The sequence below is a fragment of the Paraburkholderia strydomiana genome, from assembly GCF_046030495.1.
Classification (GTDB): Bacteria; Pseudomonadota; Gammaproteobacteria; order Burkholderiales; family Burkholderiaceae; genus Paraburkholderia; species Paraburkholderia strydomiana_A.
The window spans coordinates 232,811-249,736 of record NZ_JAQQCJ010000010.1 but is presented as its reverse complement, the minus strand read 5'-3'; the positions used below and the strand labels follow the sequence as shown (position 1 = coordinate 249,736).

Here is a 16,926-nt window from a genome sequence, read left to right as displayed (position 1 = left end):
TTCCTTGGGAGAAAACGCCGTGTCCGCTGTCGCCGCCCGCCTCGAGAGACTGCCGATCTCGGGCTTTCATCGCAAGCTCCTGCTCATCGGCGGGCTGGGGTATATGTTCGATGGACTCGATTCATCCTCGCTCGCGTTTCTGCTGCCGGTCGTGAGCAAGCTGTGGCATCTGACGAGCGCCCAGAGCGGGCTCGTCGCGAGTAGCACGTACATCGGCTACTTCTTCGGCGCGTTTCTGTCGGGCGTGCTCGCGGATGTGATCGGCCGGCGCCGCATCATGATGTCGGCGCTGGCGATCTACTGCGCCGCCTCGCTCGCGAGCGCCACCGCCAACGACTGGCACACGTTCTTCGCGTTGCGCATCGTCGCGGGCTTCGGCTCCGGCGCGGAGACGGTGGTGATCGCGCCGTTTCTCGCCGAATTCGTGCCCCGGCGTTACCGGGGCATCTTTTGCGGCGCGCTGGTGGGGTTCATGTCGTTCGGCTATCTGGGTTCCGCCATCCTCGGTTTCAGCGTGGTGCGCAACTTCGCCGACGGCTGGCGCTACCTCGCGGTGGCGACGTCGTTGCCGGTCGTGATGCTGCTCTGGTGGCGCAGGACGCTGCCCGAGTCGCCGCGCTGGCTGGAAAGCCAGGGACGGCGCGGCGAAGCGAACCGCATCGTCAGCGAGATCGAGGCGTGGTTCGCGAGCCGGGGCATTCGTCTGGCGCCCGCCTCGGTCGGCGCGACGCTGCCCGCTGCCGCGCCGATCAAAACCAGCGCGTTGCAGAACGTGCTGACGCTGTGGTCGCCGCGCCTCGCGCGCACGACCGCGGTGAGCTGGCTGATGTGGTTTTCCGTCGCGTTCGCGTACTACTCGTTCTTCTCGTGGATTCCGAGCCTGCTGCTCAAGGAAGGGCTCACGATGACGAAAAGCTTCGGCTATTCGATCGCGATCTATGGTGCGCAGATTCCGGGCTATTTCTCGGCGGCATGGCTCAATGAACGGATCGGCCGCAAGGCGGTAGTCGCGTCCTATATGCTGCTCGGCGGGATGGCGGCGATCGTGCTCGCCTTCTCGCACACGGGTCTGCAGATCATGGCGGCGGGCATCGCACTGTCGTTCTTCATGAACGGCGCTTTCGCCGGCGTGTATGCCTACACGCCCGAAGTCTTTCCGACGACCGTGCGTGCAACCGGCACCGGCTCGTCTTCATCGTTCGGCCGGATCGGCTCGGTGAGCGCGCCGATTCTGGTCGGCCTCGTCTATCCCACACTCGGCTTCCTGGGGGTGTTCGGGATGACCACGACGGTGCTGCTGATCGGCGCGTGCGTGGTTTTCTTCCTCGGTATCGAGACCCGCAACCGTTCGCTCGAAGACATCGAAGTGGAAGGCGCCGAGGCGGCGCCGGACCTTCGCGGCCCGCTCAACTCCACTGAAATGCGCGGTTGAGCCGCCGGCATTTCTCAACTTCGACACACCGACTATGCAAGCCACGCAGATCGAATCCGCACTGCCCGCCATGAAAGCGCTGGAATTATCGGACCTCGAAAGCCTTGCCATGGCCATGCGCATCAGGGGCCAGCCCGCGCAGATTTTCCGGGCGGTTCACGCGGTGGCGGCGCGCGCAATCGGCGCGAAGCTGTTCACCATCATGTCCTACGATGCGCGGCGCCATGAGGTCGAGCGCGTTTATACCAACATGCCGGATGTCTATCCGCCTGGCGGGCGCAAAAAAAAACGCGGCACGGCGTGGTCGAAACAGATATTGGAGGATCTCGAACCGTTCCGCGCGGAAACCGCGCAACACATTCGCGACGCGTTCGACGATCACGCGGTGATGACCGGCATGGGGCTCGGCTCGATCCTGAACATCCCGATAGCATACGGCGGAGAATGCATCGGTACGATGAACATGACGCATGTCGAAGGCTGGTACACGCGCGGACATGAGGCGATGGGCCTGCTGATCGGCAGCTTCCTTGCGCCCGCTTTGCTCAGGCGGCAAGCTTGCGCTGATGGCGCCACGTCTCTCTAACGATAACAACAACCATGGCTTCCACCACACCGACCACGTTGAGCACCACATCAGAAGTGCAAAGCCGCTGGCTGCTCGTCTTCATCCTGGGTTACCTGGCGCTCTTGGCCGATGGCGCGGACGTGATGATGTACGGCTTGACGCTCACGCGAATCAAAAAACGAATTCGGACTCACCAATGTCGAGTCCGGCGCGTTGGGAAGTTTGACGCTGGTGGGGATGGCGATCGGCGGGATTCTGGGCGGCTGGGCGAGTGATCGGCTGGGTCGCGTGCGGGTCGTGGCGTGGGCGCTGGCGCTCTTTTCGCTGGGCGCGGGGTTGCTGGGGCTCACCCATAACTTCGTGGAATTCGCGGTGGTGCGGTTTATCAGTTCGCTCGGCATCGGCTGCATGGTGCTGGTGACCACGCTCGTCGCCGAATACGTGCCGACTGTGCGGCGCTCGCTGATTCTCGGCGTGCTGCAGACCGGCATTTCGGCGGGCTATATCGTCGTCATTGCGCTGAGCAACTGGATTTTGCCGCACTACGGCTGGCGCACGCTCTATTACGTGTCGGCGCTGCCGGTGCTGCTCGCGCTCGCGATCAAGTTCGCCGTGCCCGAACCGGCAAACTGGCTGGCGAGCCGCGCCGCCGTGCGCGGCAGCGAACGCGGACTCGTCGACAACCGCTATTACGCGATCTTCAGCAGTCGGCAATCACGAACCCTGTTCATTCTGTGGACCCTGATTTCCGTCTTCTCGCTCTCCGGGTTTTATGGTCTGAACAACTGGTTGCCGACTTACCTTGAAAAAGAACTGCATGTGAAATTCAGCGCGATGGCGGGGTACATGATCGGGACGTTCGTGGTCGCCTTCATCGGCAAGATCTTCGCCGGATGGCTGGGCGACCGTTGGAGCCGGCGCGGTGTGTACGTGCTCGGTTGCGTCGGCGCGGCGCTCTTTCTCCCCGTCATCATCTTCTGGCATACGCGGGAGAACATTGTTTATCTGATGCTGCTTTTCGGATTTCTGTACGGCGTGCCGCTGGGCACGGTGGGCACCTTCATGTCCGAGAGCTTCGCGACTTCGATTCGCGGTACGGCAGTAGGCGGGTCTTATAACCTTGGCCGCTTCTGCTCCGGTGCGGCACCTATCGTGATTGGCTATCTGGCGACGCAGTTTTCAATCGGCATCGGCTTTCTGGTGGTGGGCGGGGTTTTCTTTTTGAGCGGCATCACGGCGCTGTTCGTTCCCGATCGCCTGTATGACACGCAGCGTTAGAAGGCTGCGACGCGGATAACGGGCGCAACGTTGCGCGCCGCGGTTGAGAAGCCGCGTCACGCTCAACTTGATAATCCTCGCGCGGGATGCGTGAGCGCTCGTCATGGCAAGCGCCAACGCGTTCCATGGCCTACATCAAGCTCACGCACAGCAACGCACCTGCCAATGGCGCTTACGTCCCCTCAGGACGAATCGACAGCGCGTTCTTGACCGACGTGACGCCCGCTACACCCGTCGCAATCTCTTCCGCTTTCTGACTGTCGGCCGCCTCAGGCACCGTGCCCTGCAGCGTGATCGCACCGCCGGCTGAGCGCACAGTGATGTGCGACGCGGTAACACCCATCGCCTTCGACAATGCGTTGCGCACCTTGCGTCCCAGTGAGCGGTTGGCGGCGCGGTCTGCCTTGTGCTGACTCTTGGCGCTCTGCGCGCTCGTGTCGGCGGCTGGCGCCGCGTCGCTCGTCTGCGCGTTGGCCTGGAACGAAACCGCTACGAGCAGCGCGCCGCCAGCCAGCTTGATTGCGTGAATTGCCTTCATTGCATTTCTCCTTTCATCACCATTCGCGACGGCCCCGGCTGGGACCTTTGCACTGTGTCACTGAGATGTTGCTGGAACTGAATGAATCTTTACCGGCGGTCAGCCAGGGCCTCTGGCGCGGAAGCAGGCCTGCGTATCGTAACGCCTGATCAGAACCGGTGACGGATACCGGGCGCCACGATCGCCTGTGAGTTGGTGTTCGACTGGTTGCCGTACGAGTCGATCGAGGCGGTCGCTTCGCCAAGACCGCCGTTGGTGCCGTCCGCGTTGGTGTCGCGCTGATCGCCGCTCGCATGCTGGTAAGCCGCGACGAGATAGAAGTCCGTGCGCTTCGACACCGCATAGTCGGCGCCGAGCGAGAACTGATTGTACGTCGCGCAGGCGTCGCCGGTTCCGCGCGTACGCATAGCCCGCACTGAGCATCGTCGCGGACGTGTGACGAAAGATCGCAAAAAATCATTTTCTATCCCCTTCATCGCGATTGTCGATAAACGGCGAGTCGGTGTCACTGCCGCCGGCGCGCAACGCCGTGCGCGCTTCTTCGGCCAATTTTTCATAATGTTTGCGGAACCGGCTCAGGTCTTTTTCCTCGAGTTCTTCGAGATCGAGCAGGGCATTGTGTGCGCCCTCGATCGCGCGAATCAGCTCGTCGAGTTTGATCTGCATCGCGGCCGTATCGCGGTTTTGAGTGTTCTGGATCAGGAAGACCATCAGGAACGTGACGATCGTGGTCGATGTGTTAATGACGAGTTGCCACGTGTCGCTGTAATGGAAGAGTGGGCCGGTTATCGCCCACAGAAGCACCAGAGCGGCGGCCAGCACAAAGGTGGAGGGCCTGCCGGTCATTGTGGAGAGGTAGCTCGAGAAGCGCGAAAACCATTTGCCGGTCATGATGATCTCCTGTATTCAGGGCGATATTCGGACGATCTTGCGCCGGTATGGCGCGTGTTTTTCATCTGATTGTCATGGCAACTGGCCTGCGTGCTGCCACGCACAAGATCTGCATTGCACATTTCGGGCCCGTCGGTTTTTTGGGCAAATAACAGGTCCTCGATGGTGGCGGTTGTAGAATGAGTGATCGCGCGGTGAGTGCAGGGCGGCACATTCTGGAGAATGCCTACGGCGATATCCTGTGCCGCGGAGCTGGCCTTCCGCGTAAGCTGGCCGCGACCCGCAATGCATCGCTCCTCAGGATTTTCGGCAGCATTATCCCGAGCCGCATGTCCCGCCACAACCAGATACCCCGACGTGAACGAGCCCGCACGACCTACCCTTGACGCCCTTCTCGCCGACGTGCGTGCCTGCCGTGTCTGCGAGCACGATCTGCCGTTGGGTCCGCGGCCCATCGTACGCGCCACGGTCGACTCCCGCATTCTGATCGTCGGCCAGGCGCCCGGTGCGAAGGTGCATGCTTCAGGCATTCCCTGGAACGACGCCAGCGGTGAGCGTCTGCGTACCTGGCTCGGCGTCGATGCCACGTCGTTTTATGACGAGACGCGGTTCGCCATCATTCCCATGGGATTCTGCTATCCGGGCAGAGGAAGTAGTGGCGACAAGCCGCCGCGCCGCGAATGCGCGCAGTTGTGGCTGGATAGCCTGCTGGAGAGGTTGAATAACATCGCGCTGACGTTGTTGATCGGCCAGTATGCGCAGCGTCATTTTCTCGGCGAACGCCGCAGGCCGTCGCTAACGGAAACAGTGAGGGCATGGGCGGACTATGGACCGGCTTTCATTCCGTTGCCTCATCCGTCGCCGCGCAATCAGGCGTGGTTCAAGCATCACCCATGGTTCGACCACGAAGTGGTGCCGATGCTTCGCACGAGGGTGGCAGCGGTCGCGGCTGGAGCGGGCCAACTCGCGTAAGCGTTATCGATCAATCTGTTTAGCGGAGAAGCCTATGCCGCATGCGAGCACCAGCAATCTGAAGATTGTCATCCAGCGCGCTTATGACGACCCGGATCCGGCGGACGGTTACCGAGTTCTCGTCGATCGGGTATGGCCGCGCGGACGTAGCAAGGAGACGCTCAAGCTTGACCAGTGGGCGCGTGAACTTGCCCCGAGCGCGGCGTTGCGCGAATGGTTCGGGCATGATCCGAAACGGTGGAGCACCTTTCAGCAACGCTATCGCGACGAACTTGGCGGCGAGGAGATGCGCGAGCGGATGCGGCAACTTCTAAGCGATTCTGCCGGTCAGCAGATCACGCTCGTCTATGGCGCCAAAGATGAGGAGCATAACCAGGCGATTGTCTTGCGTGACGTGCTTTTGCATCTGCACGGCAAGTAAGTTCGCGGGTTCAGTGGCAAGCGCTGGCGGAACTAGATGGCGATTGCAATCGCGACGACAGGAAGAAGCAGGGCAGGCTTTCGAATCGGTTTATTCGGAATTAAAACCGGCGCGATTGCATTCGCGCCGATTGTCGAGGACGCGCCAACCGGAACGCCTCCTCATTTCTTCATTAATCCATCGACTCAGCGGCTAAGAACGATCTGCGCAATCACGCCGGTTGCGACGGCGGCAAGCACATAGTCTCCATTGATACCCACCCAGCGATAGCCGCGCGGGGGTGCCTGAAGGTTATGCTCGTGCCAGTTGTCGACGACGTACTGGTGGTCGCGGTAATCGGACGGCAGATGATCGCCGCGATGCCATCCGCGCGGGCCACCGTGATCGTCGAAACGGTCGTTGTCTGCATGCGGAGGTTGCCGGTCGGGGCCAGGGCGATGGTCCGGTCCGCCATGATTGGCGTTGTCCACGTATCGGGCGTTTTGTTGATGACCGGCATACGGACCGTGATTGTCGGGCCCGCCTCGCGAATTGTTTTGTGCGAACGCACCGGGCGAAATGCCCGTGGCTGCGCAGAGCGTGAGGATAACGAATTGCTTTGTTTTCATAGAACGTAGAGTGCTGGCCTATTGACTGGATTGAAGATGCGCGGTTGAAGCGAGAGTCGAGCAGTGTATCGATTCCGTCGCCCCGCAGGAGTAAATATTTGTTAAATACACCATCCTTGGGGCAACCGCGTCGACGACAAATAGGCGCTGGCCGGATGTTCATGCGACGAGTGATCAAACATTGGTGCGCGAATTACCGGTATCGGTCGGCCCAGCGCCGATCGTCCGCACCGAAGCTCATCAGTTCGACGCGCCGATTCGGTTGCAGACATTTGCACGAGGCCGGGCCCCGGTGAGCGGGAGCACTGGACGATCGGATCCTGCGAAACGAAAGTGCTTGAAGGTTTCAACACGAACGCGGTCGCGGAGCGCGCAGGCGTCAGCATTGGCTCGCTGTATCAGTACTTCCCTGGCAAGGACGCGTTGACGATCGCGCTGATGCAGCGTGAAAACGAGCGCTTCCATCACGACGCGCTGGCGGCCTTCGATCACGCGAGCGGACTGGTCGCGCTCGGTCACCTGATGCCATCCGGTTGAATGGCCGCACAAATTTACATCGGCTTTGAACTGGCGTCGCTTGATGAGGTTCGCGCGCTGCACGCACAAATGCTCGCCGCGGGTGTCGTGACGAGAACCGACGTGTTCAGGCATGAGCGCGGCTCGCGATTTTTCTGCGAAGTGCCGGCGGGGTGCTCGTTGAGATCAACACCCGCGCGGATGCCGATGAGACGTATCGCGGCACGTTCGAGCTGTGACGGCGTCGCGGCGGACCCGGAGTTGACCATGCGAAGGAATCCGGAAGATCGGCGCGGCGCTATCCCTTGTTGAACAGACTCAATAAACGGGACGTGGACTTCGCCGCCAGAACGAGCAGTGCGCCGGACAGACTGTAGTCGACGTTGCACATCAGGTTGGTCAAATAGAACGCGGACAACGCGATGAACGGGTGGTACATCGCAAGGCTGATCAGGCGTTTCATCGGCATCTCACGCTATGTCGTTTGCGCGGAACCTGTAGATCACGTGGCGTGAGATGGTCGGCACAAATGGGGTGGTGCAGCAGCAAAAGAATTCGCTGCGAAGGGACTGGCGCTGATCCGTCCCGTCCTGCGATGAACTTTGCCTTTTGCAAGGCGTTGCCGTCCTGCCTACGCGTCGATGTTTTCTGCCCGATCGTCCACGTATTGCCGGAGTTCGGCCCGCTCTTTGCCGGGCGTCCGGAATCGTTGTCCGATCGTCTTATGCAAGCGTGTGATTTATATAAGCAAGCAAGGGCATCGAGCGATCATCCGCGAGGCGTAGTGAAAACCCCGTAAGGGATTTGTCGGCGACGACGCCGGGTATAGTATTGACACCTCGACCAGGTTGAAAAAACGACTACCTGTCCTGGTCTCCTGTTCGGGGAGCCGCACTTCACGCGAGCTACATATGGATGCAGTTTCCGACGTGCTGCGCGTCGTTCGCCTGAGCGGCGCGGTGTACCTGAACGGCACCTTCACCGCGCCGTGGTGCGTGATAGGGCGCACCGATGCTGCGCTCTGCGCGGCCTTTCTGCCCCGCTCCGAGCGGGTCATCTCGTATCATCTGATCATAGAGGGAAGCTGCTGGGCGCAGTTGGCGGGCGCGCCTGCGTCGGCCCTTCATCTGAATGCCGGCGAACTGCTGGTCGTGCCGCAAGGCGAAGCGCATCTGCTGGGCAGCGCGCTGGACCTTCCGCCTACGCCGGCAGACACGCTGCTGGTCGGGCAAATGGAAGCCGCGCCCGGCGAAGTGATGACGTTGTCCCACGGCGGGGGTGGCGCGTCCACCCGCATCATTTGCGGCTTCCTTGCCTGCGACGATACGCTCTCTAACCCTTTGCTCTCGTCGCTGCCGCGGCTCTTCAAGATAGACATGCGCAACGACCCTCGTGGCGCGTGGCTGGAGTCGTCGCTCAAGTTTGCGGCCGCCGAGGTGGCGGATTCGCGGGCGGGCGGTACGATCGTCCTTGCGAGGCTGTCGGAGCTTCTGTTTGTCGAAGCCGTACGAAGCTGTATTGAAGCACTTCCTGCTGACCAGAAAGGATGGCTGGCCGGCGTGCGCGATCGTTTCGTGGGACGTGCGCTTTCGTTGCTTCACGCTCAGCCAGTCCGCCCCTGGACCGTCGATGAACTCGCGCGCAAGGTCGGGCTGTCGCGTTCCGCGTTGGCGCAACGCTTCACGGATCTGCTCGGACAACCGCCCATGCAATACCTCGCGCGGTGGCGCATGCAGATCGCAGCGCAGGAACTGCTGATCGGCAGCAAATCGCTCGCGGCCGTCGCGGAGCAGATTGGCTACGAATCGGAGGCGGCGTTCAGCCGGGCTTTCAAGCGCGAGTTTGGGATGCCGCCGGCAGGTTGGCGCAAACATCAAGGGAAGATGGACGGCGCTGCCCACTATGCAGGACAATGATCCTGAAGATCAGCTGTCCGAACTACATGGGCATGGTCATCCGTGCTTTTCTCCGCTTTGCGTAACTTTGTAAGCGTTGTCGCTTTGGCGCCGGCACTCGTGGCCGATTAACCCTCATCGCGTTGCCTTGCCGAAGGTTGGCGAAGATGTTCCGCGAAACGGGAGACGTTACCCATGCCGAGCCTTCAGGATGCTCCGTTCCTGCCAACGTGTTTGACGGATCCCGGGGAGCGCTCGACGGCCCAGGTCCTCCTCGACTTCAACGTCCAGGTGCGATAACCGTCAGCGCGACCTGAATTCTGAAAATACACTACGCCTGCATCCTGCCCCTGCTTGCTACACTACGAATAAACAAGCCGCCGATATGAATGCAGCGCGGCTCATTGAAGTGCCAACGACGCAACTTCGCAAAACACAGGACGAGTACTCACATGACGCTTTCGAAAAGAAAATTTGGCCGTACCGGTTGGAATGTTTCGGAAATCGGGTTTGGAGCATGGGCGATTGGCGGCTCGTGGGGCGGTGTCGCCGAAGACGACGCCAAGGCCGCGTTAAACGCCGCGCTCGATAGCGGTGTGACTTTCATCGACACGGCGGACGTCTACGGCGACGGCCGGTCGGAACGGATCATCCGGGACGTGTTGCGGCAGCGAGGCGGCGAGCGTCCCATAGTGGCCACCAAACTCGGTCGCCGGCTCGACCCGCACGTGACGAGTGGCTACACGAATAAGCGTGAGCTCGAAAGTTTCATCGACCGGAGCCTGTCGAACCTGGGCGTCGATACGCTCGACCTGGTGCAATTGCACTGTCCTCCAACGGAGGTCTATTACCGTCCCGAGGTGTTCGCTGCGATGGATGACTTCGTCGCGGCCGGCAAGATCCGCTTTTACGGTGTGTCGGTCGAAAAGGTCGAGGAAGCGTTGAAAGCGATCGAGTATCCCAACGTGGTTTCGGTGCAGATCATCTACAACATGTTCCGGCAACGCCCTGCCAACCTGTTCTTCAGGCAGGCGCAAAAGAAGAACATTGCAGTCATTGCGCGAGTGCCTCTGGCGAGCGGCATGCTGACAGGCAAGATGTCTGCGGATTCGGTTTTTCCGTCGGACGATCATCGTGCTTTCAATCGCCATGGCGAGGCGTTCGACGTCGGCGAAACGTTCTCCGGCGTGCCTTATGACATCGCGTTGAAAGCGGTCGACGAACTGCGCGGACTTGTACCGGTGAATGCCTCGATGGCGCAGCTGGCGCTTCGGTGGATTCTCATGGAAGAGGCCGTCTCGGTCATCATTCCGGGTAGTAAGAACGCGGCCCAGGCGGCGTCGAACGTTTCGGCTGCGAACCTTGCGCCGCTGTCCGGCGAGGCAATGCAACGCGTGCGCGAAGTCTATGAGCGCTATATAGCGCCTGAGGTTCACCAGCGCTGGTAGGACGGCTCGAACCTGTGGGCGGGCGCCGCGCAGTAAGAGGCGGCGGCGCTCTGACTTCTTGCCGACCTCTGTGTGACGATCGATCGCCGTTCACTCGCGTGTCAGGAGAGGCGTTCAGGCGCGTGCATGAGACGAATGAGGGGGCTGGCCTACCGATCGCCGGAAAGGGCGTGGCGAGTCTGGCCGGCAAGATTCGAGATGCGAGCCGATACATGTGGGCTCGCGGCCGCCGACACAGATGCGCGTCGCGGCTTCGTACGCGGGGCCTCGATTGCCACGTGCAGCCTGGCCAGCCTGGCTGCACTCGTCACTGTCTTCACTGCTGCTTCGTCAGATCCTGCCCAATTGCAGCGACAACTGCCTGCTCGCAATCCTTGAGGCCTGCGACCGACTGATCGAACTGGTCGATCAAGGTGCCGAAACTGCCATAGCGATATTTAGCGTCCGCTTCGACATGAACAGAATTGGCCTTGATATCCCAGCCGCAGGCGAATGTCTTGAAGTACATGTCTTGCCTGGACTTTGAGTCGAGCAGGCGAGCGCGGACGACGACCAACGGAATGAAATCGCTCGATTCCGGCGGAGATACGTAACCAAACGAAGTGATCCACACGCTCAGGATGGCGTCGGTGTTGGTCGTGACACCGGAAAAGTCGTCGGACTTACCGTCGCTTGAGAGCTTGACATGCTGGTCGTGCAACGCAACGATTTCATAGCCGTTACTGGACAGTCGCGTTGTCAGGCCATCGTTGACGACGGGAGCGAAGGCGATCTTTTCGCTCGCCACGTGCTGCGTGTACGTACTCGTATGATTGGAGTTGATCCCAGCTTGCACCAACCCGCCAATCAATCCAAATGCTCCGGCAGCACCACCGAGGTTGACTACGCTCTCTCCATGCGGTTCGGTGACATCCAGCACGCCGATCGAATGGAGCTTTTCACGATTGCTGCTGGCGAGATCTGTTTTCGGAAGCGAAGTACAGCCTGTAATCAGCGTTGTTGCAACGATAATGCCCGCGAGTGCGGAAGTTGAAAGTGTTTTGTTATTCATGGTCTTTTATTTGTGGCTAGAGAGTGGGGCCGCCATTGGCCGGTGTCTTTGGATGGAGGTCACCTTCATGGAAAATTCAGACACGGCCAAACTATTTATCGGCGCTGTTCGCGTGAACTTTAAGCTTTTAACTGAACTGCATTACTCTCGATAAAAGACCATGCGCTATTGCGCGATGGCGGAAAGCTGATTGTTTCTTGTAAGATCAATTATGCGTTTTGCATTGGACGTGCGCGCGACACGATCGACGCGTCTGGTCACCGGATGCAGTGCGGCCAGCAACGGTTTATCGGCATGGAAGGTCAGATCGCCGACAATCCTTGCTCCTGCTTTTTTGAGCCCCCTTAGCTGGGCAGACAGTATCGTAGCGGGCTTCGGACTGTGATCGTCTTAGGTCATGGCGGTCGCGACTGGACACGGCGACATCAACTTGAGGACGAACTCGATGTCGCGGCCAAGGCAGCGAACTCCGGGTGACTGGGCGGGGACGAGGTTGCGTCAGACGGTGCCGACGCCCCAATCAATATGACTGGACGAGATACCGACGGGATGGGCGTCCACGGAGTAGCGTAGTGGTTCAGCGCAAGGCTCTCAATCTGGTCAGAAGCGCCAGTCGAACGCCGCCGGATGCAGGTCCGCTCATCAGCCGTCAAGCATTCGCTTGGCATCGCCTCGTGCTGCTTTGGCTGCTGCCTGGAGTCGTACGAGAGCTTCTCGTACGTCGCCCAGTTGCTCATGGACGCCTATCGTTTGGGCGGCTTGCATCATGTCGATGCAAGCACCGATCGCGCGTCCACAAGCATTTTCGACTACTGCTGCAGCCAGATGACGATATTCAGCGGATTCTCGAGCGTTGGTTTCATTCATTGGAACCTCCGTGTGACTCGTATCCATTAGGGCAACGCATCTTTTTTTCGGGTAGGTGAAATTATCCGTGAAAATCGTTAGCCCTGCCGTTGCGGATCCGCATTTACGTCCCGCTATATGGATTTTGTCGAGCACTGCCGCGCACTCGCCGCATCAATTACTAACGCAGTGCTTCTGCAAACGGGACCATTAGCAGTTTTACATTGTCCCTGGTATCGCGCAGTCATGTCGCGGTAGCCGCCAGCTTCACGATCTCGCGATATTCGGCGGTGTGTGCCGGCTGTGGAGCCGCCACGCACGGACGAAGCACGCGCTGCGATACACATCGTTTCGATGCGGACAGGAACGCGCGGCATAGTGCTTGCTGGACTTCTGATCAAGCAGGCGGTCCACCGTCTGCGCCTATTTTCCATTTAGATCAAGGAGGGACGGATCATGAGCAAGACAGCCAAGGCATTACTCGCGGCCGTCGCGGCACTCGCCCTGTCGGGCGGTGCCTATGCACAGACGGCCGGAGGCCCGAGCGGCGGCGGTTCGTCAGGCAGCACGGCTGGCCCGGCGAATCAGGTGAACCCGACGAACGGCGCAATGAGCGGCTACGGCGCGCCAGGCGCCACTAACTCGGACAGTGGCATGGCCGCCAAGTCGCCGAATTCGGGCCTGCCGAATAGCACGAACAGCAACTCGACGTCCAGCGCTCCCAAGAGCAACAACACGCTGGCGACCCCGAGCGTCGTGTCGCCGGCCGCTGGCAAGTAATAGCGGTTAAACATGGCAGCCAGCCGCGAATAAACGTATGCGCAAAGCGTGCAAGCGCATCGATCGCATAGGGAGCCGGAGTCATTGCGCTCGGCTCTCTCCAGTTTCGCGGCCGGCAGGCGCTAGTTAATACAATCGGCCTACACCGTCGCAGCTGTCGAGCGCGCGGGACACTAATACCTTCGCGAGGCGCATCGTTACGGATGCGCAAGTGCCGACGAGGGTATGGGCAACTCAAGCGCTGGGAAGACATTGCGTTGTGACGGACTATTCTCACGAACTGCCAGTAAGCGGTAGCTGTCCACGATACCTGGCGGCGTGCAAGGCGGACGTTGGTCGTTCAGCGAGATGAGCGACGTCCGCATCCGCGCGGTTCGCCGTGGGCCGGGCGCGGTTGCTCGCGGCAGGCCAGGTATCTTGGCCTAATTCACCTGGCTGGATTTCCCGGCTCGTCTATTCTCAGGAAAAGTGCCGGACAAACACCAGGAAGCCCCAGCTGTTGATTAACAAATGGCCGCCACCAACAAAAATCCGGTTTTATAACTGATACCGGAATATCCTGGATTGGTTCACCCGGAAAATCAGAGAAAGATGGGTCCAGCTGACCAGCCGATAACCCCTCTGCTCAAGATAGTTGTAGACTGTTGATTCTATGACTTCTCTCATCGAGACTGACGATGATTCGATGATAATGATTTTGGGTTTGTATTTGTATAGATCAAGCGATTTCAATACATGATAATCGTGACCTTCAGCGTCGATCGACAACAAATCAATCTCATCGTCCGAGTAACGACTATGTTCCAGGACATCGTCCAACGTCGTGGTCTCGACACTACGAACCGACGTGGGAGTGGTAGTTTCGGCAGCAGCTACATCTGCATCCAGAGTGGAAGTGAGGCCATAATTCGAAAAATTGTAGACTTGCTTGACTGCCTTCTCGCTGGAAATCGCCGCGCACACATTGATATCGGACGCCCGCGCAAGCTTGAATGCTTCGATTTTCACCGGATCCATATCGATGTTGACACCCCGCCATCCGCGCTTATATAGCGCGTATGTGTTCGAAAATTTTATTGGGTGATAGGCGCCTACATCCACATAAACGCCCTTCACACATGTCGGACTAATTATCTCGCGCAGTACGGCGTCTTCGCCAAACTGTGAATAATACAAGCGCGCCCCTCTCGTCAGCCAGGTTTTACGCACCAGCCAGAGAAAGTGGCCGAAGCTCTTCAATGAATTCATAATAACTCTCACCCTGAGTATCTTCGCGATTTCGATAGACTAGTCAATATGAATCGACTTGCAAGGACATTCCTTATCGTATTTGTCGAGGGGACATGCACCGTCGCGCGATTGCGCCGTTGTTTATAGATCGTCAACAATCCGCAATTTGTCGGTGCTGCCTGGTGTGCATGCCCACAATCGTGTGCACCGGCCGTCAAAGGGCGGCCCCGGCGCCTGCAGCCACCCGTAGACGCCCCCACAGCCCTCGATCCGGATGTCGTTCGCCAGTCTCGTAGATGTGCATCTTCCCGTTGAGCGCTGTGTCAACCGCCGGCAAATTCAGCCAACGCCGCAAAGACAGCGCGATGCCAACGATCAGCCACAGAACTTGACGGGCGAAACGAAGCCTTCATCTGAGAGTGGTATCAGTGAGCCGCAAGCACCTGCTCTCAATGCGACGAGACGAACTTTGACTCCGGAAAGGCTGGAGGCAGCGCGAAGCTTTCGCGAAGACGTTTCGTCTCTGCGGCCGGCGTTCGGCCAAAAAGCCGCTTGAATTCCCGATTGAATTGCGAGGAGCTGGCATAGCCGACAGCATGACATGCCGCCTCAGCCGTCATGCCTTGGCGCACCATGAGCAAGCGAGCCTGATGCAGTCGGGTGGACTTCACGTACTGCATCGGCGATGTACTCGTGATGGCCTTGAAGTGGCTGTGGAACGTAGGAACGCTCATTCCGGCCTGGTTGGCCAAACCAGGGAGGTCGAGCGGCTCTGCATAGGTCGCATGGATACGCTCCAGCGCTTTGCCGATCTTGCCGAATTGCCCTTGCATCGCTAAAGCCGCGCGCATGGCGTTGCCTTGTGCGCCGGTGAGAACACGGAAATACAGTTCACGCACCAGCCCCGGTCCAAGGATTGCGGCTTCAAGTGGCTGGTTCATGGCTTCCAGGAAGCGCAGCACAGACGCTCGCATCGACGCATCCATTGGACTCGACATCATGGGTTGCGGCACGTCGCCCGCCCCTGGCAAACCATGATGATCGATCTGAATCATGAGATCGGCCGCCACCTGAAAGTCCAGATGCAGGTACAGGGCCAGAAGGGGATACTCGGGCGTCGCGTCGGTCTCCATCGTGAACGGGACCGGCACCGCGACGGCGAGATAGTGCTGCTCGTCGTACACATAGACCCGGTCGCCCAAAAATCCGCGCTTCCTACCCTGGCAGACGATCACGATGCCGGGATCGTATAGCACTGGCGTGCGCGACAACGCGCGGTCCGATCGCAGAATACGCACATCGCGCAACGCAGTCAGGTTGTAGCCTTCCTGCGGGGCCAGCGCGGTCAGCAGCGTCACCATCCGGCGTTGTTCACGTGCGCTGGCCGAGGCAACAGATTGGCCAATGCTCTCCTTGCGGGCCGCTTTGCTCATAGAAATAGGCAATAAATGCAGAGAATCCGGTCTGATTTTCGAAGAATTATCAGAATAACATGCAACCCTCCAAACCAGTCCAAGGGGTGTTCGCCATGTCATCAACCACCAGAACCATGCTCATTACGGGTGTCAGTAGCGGCTTCGGACGCGCACTGGCCGAAGAAGCGCTCGCCGCCGGGTATCGGGTCGTCGGCACGGTACGCAGCGAGCAGGCAAAGCAGAGCTTCGAGGCGCTTAACGCCACAAGCGCATTCGGCCGGGTACTTGACGTAACCGACTTCGATTCAATCGGCGATGTCGTCAACGAAATCGAGGCAAACGTGGGGCCACTAGACGTGCTGGTGAACAACGCCGGTTACGGCCACGAAGGCGTCATGGAGGAGTCATCGCTTGCCGACATGCGTCGGCAGTTCGACGTCAACGTATTTGGCGCTGTTGCCGTCATGAAGAGTGTGTTGCCGTCTATGCGCGAGCGACGACGCGGTCACATTCTCAACATCACATCGATGGGCGGCTTTATCACCATGCCGGGCATCGCCTATTACTGCGGCAGTAAATTCGCATTGGAGGGGATTTCCGAGGTCCTCGGTAAGGAGGTCAAACCGTTCGGCATCCGCGTGACCGCCGTGGCACCTGGGTCTTTCCGTACTGAATGGGCGGGTCGATCGATGGTGCGAACGCCGCGCTCGATTCCGGACTACGATTCCCTGTTCGATCCGATCAGAAAGGGACGCGAGGAGAAAAGCGGCAGGCAACTCGGAGACCCGGTGAAAGCTGCACGTGCCATGTTGTCCGTTATCGAAAGCGACGAGCCGCCATCGCATCTTCTGCTGGGAAGTGATGCACTCGGCTTGGTCCGGGAAAAGCTCTCGTCGCTCGGTGCAGAATTTGACGTGTGGGAAGGCATCACCAGATCGACCGACGGATGAGTTGCGCGTGACGCCTGTATCTGGAAGCGGTGTGAGCGGCGCAAGTTGGACGACACTCGCGAATGTGTCACTCATTCTCTCGGCCTC

At 59.5% G+C, this 16,926-nt stretch carries 17 protein-coding genes and 2 pseudogenes; 10 read left to right on the top strand and 9 right to left on the bottom strand.

All coding sequences use genetic code 11. The annotated features are described in order from the left end of the window. Positions 1-19 precede the first annotated feature (19 nt). The 3 genes and pseudogenes from PQQ53_RS16015 to PQQ53_RS16005 all read left to right on the top strand — a co-directional run bounded on the left by PQQ53_RS16015 (position 20) and on the right by PQQ53_RS16005 (position 3,278). Positions 20-1,432 (top strand): MFS transporter, encoded by a 1,413-nt coding sequence (locus PQQ53_RS16015; RefSeq protein WP_408324808.1) that lies wholly within the window; start codon positions 20-22, stop codon positions 1,430-1,432. 34 nt (positions 1,433-1,466) lie between these two features. Next, the gene (locus tag PQQ53_RS16010; RefSeq protein WP_408324806.1) at positions 1,467-2,018 is read left to right on the top strand and encodes a GAF domain-containing protein; all 552 of its coding nucleotides are present in this window, start codon (positions 1,467-1,469) and stop codon (positions 2,016-2,018) included. A gap of 14 nt (positions 2,019-2,032) precedes the next feature. Next, positions 2,033-3,278, top strand: a pseudogene (locus tag PQQ53_RS16005) (MFS transporter). 172 nt (positions 3,279-3,450) lie between these two features. On the opposite strand, the gene PQQ53_RS16000 reads toward PQQ53_RS16005, so the two are convergent. The 3 genes from PQQ53_RS16000 to PQQ53_RS15990 all read right to left on the bottom strand — a co-directional run bounded on the left by PQQ53_RS16000 (position 3,451) and on the right by PQQ53_RS15990 (position 4,707). After that, positions 3,451-3,816: a BON domain-containing protein gene (locus PQQ53_RS16000; RefSeq protein WP_408146118.1), complete on the bottom strand. Its 366-nt coding sequence runs from the start codon at positions 3,814-3,816 to the stop codon at positions 3,451-3,453. Positions 3,817-3,965: 149 nt separating this feature from the next. Continuing rightward, complete coding sequence (locus tag PQQ53_RS15995; RefSeq protein WP_408324804.1) at positions 3,966-4,223, bottom strand: porin family protein; 258 nt, start codon at positions 4,221-4,223, stop codon at positions 3,966-3,968. 49 nt (positions 4,224-4,272) lie between these two features. After that, positions 4,273-4,707: a low affinity iron permease family protein gene (locus PQQ53_RS15990; protein WP_408157257.1), complete on the bottom strand. Its 435-nt coding sequence runs from the start codon at positions 4,705-4,707 to the stop codon at positions 4,273-4,275. 357 nt (positions 4,708-5,064) lie between these two features. Between PQQ53_RS15990 and PQQ53_RS15985 the strand changes: the two genes are divergently transcribed. Both PQQ53_RS15985 and PQQ53_RS15980 read left to right on the top strand, forming a co-directional pair. Next, entirely contained in the window at positions 5,065-5,679 is a 615-nt protein-coding gene (locus tag PQQ53_RS15985) for a uracil-DNA glycosylase family protein (RefSeq protein WP_408324802.1), read from the top strand. 34 nt (positions 5,680-5,713) lie between these two features. Next, positions 5,714-6,100, top strand: a complete 387-nt coding sequence (locus tag PQQ53_RS15980; RefSeq protein ID WP_408157253.1) for a DUF488 domain-containing protein — start codon at positions 5,714-5,716, stop codon at positions 6,098-6,100. 185 nt (positions 6,101-6,285) lie between these two features. Here the strand turns inward: PQQ53_RS15980 and PQQ53_RS15975 are convergent, their stop codons facing one another. Further along, positions 6,286-6,570, bottom strand: coding sequence for an RcnB family protein (locus tag PQQ53_RS15975; protein ID WP_408146108.1), 285 nt, complete (start codon positions 6,568-6,570; stop codon positions 6,286-6,288). Between the two features lie 462 nt (positions 6,571-7,032). Between PQQ53_RS15975 and PQQ53_RS15970 the strand changes: the two are divergent. Then, positions 7,033-7,233, top strand: a pseudogene (locus PQQ53_RS15970) (TetR/AcrR family transcriptional regulator); the annotation flags it as partial. A 289-nt stretch (positions 7,234-7,522) separates the two neighbouring features. Here the strand turns inward: PQQ53_RS15970 and PQQ53_RS15965 are convergent. Further along, on the bottom strand, positions 7,523-7,687 hold the full coding sequence (locus PQQ53_RS15965) for a hypothetical protein (RefSeq protein WP_408324801.1): 165 nt from the start codon (positions 7,685-7,687) through the stop codon (positions 7,523-7,525). 448 nt (positions 7,688-8,135) lie between these two features. Between PQQ53_RS15965 and PQQ53_RS15960 the strand changes: the two genes are divergently transcribed. Then, positions 8,136-9,140, top strand: a complete 1,005-nt coding sequence (locus PQQ53_RS15960; protein ID WP_408324838.1) for an AraC family transcriptional regulator — start codon at positions 8,136-8,138, stop codon at positions 9,138-9,140. Positions 9,141-9,571: 431 nt separating this feature from the next. Next, positions 9,572-10,567: an aldo/keto reductase gene (locus tag PQQ53_RS15955; RefSeq protein ID WP_408324837.1), complete on the top strand. Its 996-nt coding sequence runs from the start codon at positions 9,572-9,574 to the stop codon at positions 10,565-10,567. Positions 10,568-10,883: 316 nt separating this feature from the next. On the opposite strand, the gene PQQ53_RS15950 is transcribed toward PQQ53_RS15955, so the two are convergent. Then, positions 10,884-11,618: a hypothetical protein gene (locus PQQ53_RS15950; RefSeq protein ID WP_408157243.1), complete on the bottom strand. Its 735-nt coding sequence runs from the start codon at positions 11,616-11,618 to the stop codon at positions 10,884-10,886. A gap of 642 nt (positions 11,619-12,260) precedes the next feature. Continuing rightward, positions 12,261-12,485 carry a hypothetical protein gene (locus PQQ53_RS15945; protein WP_408146100.1) on the bottom strand — a complete coding sequence of 75 codons (225 nt, stop codon included), beginning with the start codon at positions 12,483-12,485 and terminating at the stop codon, positions 12,261-12,263. A gap of 435 nt (positions 12,486-12,920) precedes the next feature. Here PQQ53_RS15945 and PQQ53_RS15940 point away from each other — a divergent pair, with 435 nt between their 5' ends. Next, positions 12,921-13,244, top strand: a complete 324-nt coding sequence (locus tag PQQ53_RS15940; protein ID WP_408324799.1) for a hypothetical protein — start codon at positions 12,921-12,923, stop codon at positions 13,242-13,244. Between the two features lie 537 nt (positions 13,245-13,781). On the opposite strand, the gene PQQ53_RS15935 is transcribed toward PQQ53_RS15940, so the two are convergent. Both PQQ53_RS15935 and PQQ53_RS15930 read right to left on the bottom strand, forming a co-directional pair. Continuing rightward, the gene (locus PQQ53_RS15935; RefSeq protein WP_408324798.1) at positions 13,782-14,492 is read right to left on the bottom strand and encodes an FkbM family methyltransferase; all 711 of its coding nucleotides are present in this window, start codon (positions 14,490-14,492) and stop codon (positions 13,782-13,784) included. 431 nt (positions 14,493-14,923) lie between these two features. Continuing rightward, positions 14,924-15,835 (bottom strand): AraC family transcriptional regulator, encoded by a 912-nt coding sequence (locus PQQ53_RS15930; protein ID WP_408324835.1) that lies wholly within the window; start codon positions 15,833-15,835, stop codon positions 14,924-14,926. A 131-nt stretch (positions 15,836-15,966) separates the two neighbouring features. On the opposite strand from PQQ53_RS15930, the gene PQQ53_RS15925 reads away from it, so the two are divergent. Next, complete coding sequence (locus PQQ53_RS15925) at positions 15,967-16,839, top strand: oxidoreductase (protein WP_408324796.1); 873 nt, start codon at positions 15,967-15,969, stop codon at positions 16,837-16,839. Positions 16,840-16,926 lie beyond the last annotated feature (87 nt).

Excerpts from the sequence above, each read along its gene's own strand:
- PQQ53_RS15995 (WP_408324804.1), bottom strand. The coding sequence starts at position 4,223 with ATGCGTACGCGCGGAACCGGCGACGCCTGCGCGACGTACAATCAGTTC.
- PQQ53_RS15955 (WP_408324837.1), top strand. The coding sequence starts at position 9,572 with ATGACGCTTTCGAAAAGAAAATTTGGCCGTACCGGTTGGAATGTTTCG.
- PQQ53_RS15960 (WP_408324838.1), top strand. The coding sequence starts at position 8,136 with ATGGATGCAGTTTCCGACGTGCTGCGCGTCGTTCGCCTGAGCGGCGCG.
- PQQ53_RS15930 (WP_408324835.1), bottom strand. The coding sequence starts at position 15,835 with ATGGTGACGCTGCTGACCGCGCTGGCCCCGCAGGAAGGCTACAACCTG.
- PQQ53_RS15980 (WP_408157253.1), top strand. The coding sequence starts at position 5,714 with ATGCCGCATGCGAGCACCAGCAATCTGAAGATTGTCATCCAGCGCGCT.
- PQQ53_RS15940 (WP_408324799.1), top strand. The coding sequence starts at position 12,921 with ATGAGCAAGACAGCCAAGGCATTACTCGCGGCCGTCGCGGCACTCGCC.
- PQQ53_RS15990 (WP_408157257.1), bottom strand. The coding sequence starts at position 4,707 with ATGACCGGCAAATGGTTTTCGCGCTTCTCGAGCTACCTCTCCACAATG.
- PQQ53_RS15935 (WP_408324798.1), bottom strand. The coding sequence starts at position 14,492 with ATGAATTCATTGAAGAGCTTCGGCCACTTTCTCTGGCTGGTGCGTAAA.
- PQQ53_RS15925 (WP_408324796.1), top strand. The coding sequence starts at position 15,967 with ATGCAACCCTCCAAACCAGTCCAAGGGGTGTTCGCCATGTCATCAACC.
- PQQ53_RS16000 (WP_408146118.1), bottom strand. The coding sequence starts at position 3,816 with ATGAAGGCAATTCACGCAATCAAGCTGGCTGGCGGCGCGCTGCTCGTA.
- PQQ53_RS15950 (WP_408157243.1), bottom strand. The coding sequence starts at position 11,618 with ATGAATAACAAAACACTTTCAACTTCCGCACTCGCGGGCATTATCGTT.
- PQQ53_RS15965 (WP_408324801.1), bottom strand. The coding sequence starts at position 7,687 with ATGAAACGCCTGATCAGCCTTGCGATGTACCACCCGTTCATCGCGTTG.
- PQQ53_RS15945 (WP_408146100.1), bottom strand. The coding sequence starts at position 12,485 with ATGAATGAAACCAACGCTCGAGAATCCGCTGAATATCGTCATCTGGCT.
- PQQ53_RS16010 (WP_408324806.1), top strand. The coding sequence starts at position 1,467 with ATGCAAGCCACGCAGATCGAATCCGCACTGCCCGCCATGAAAGCGCTG.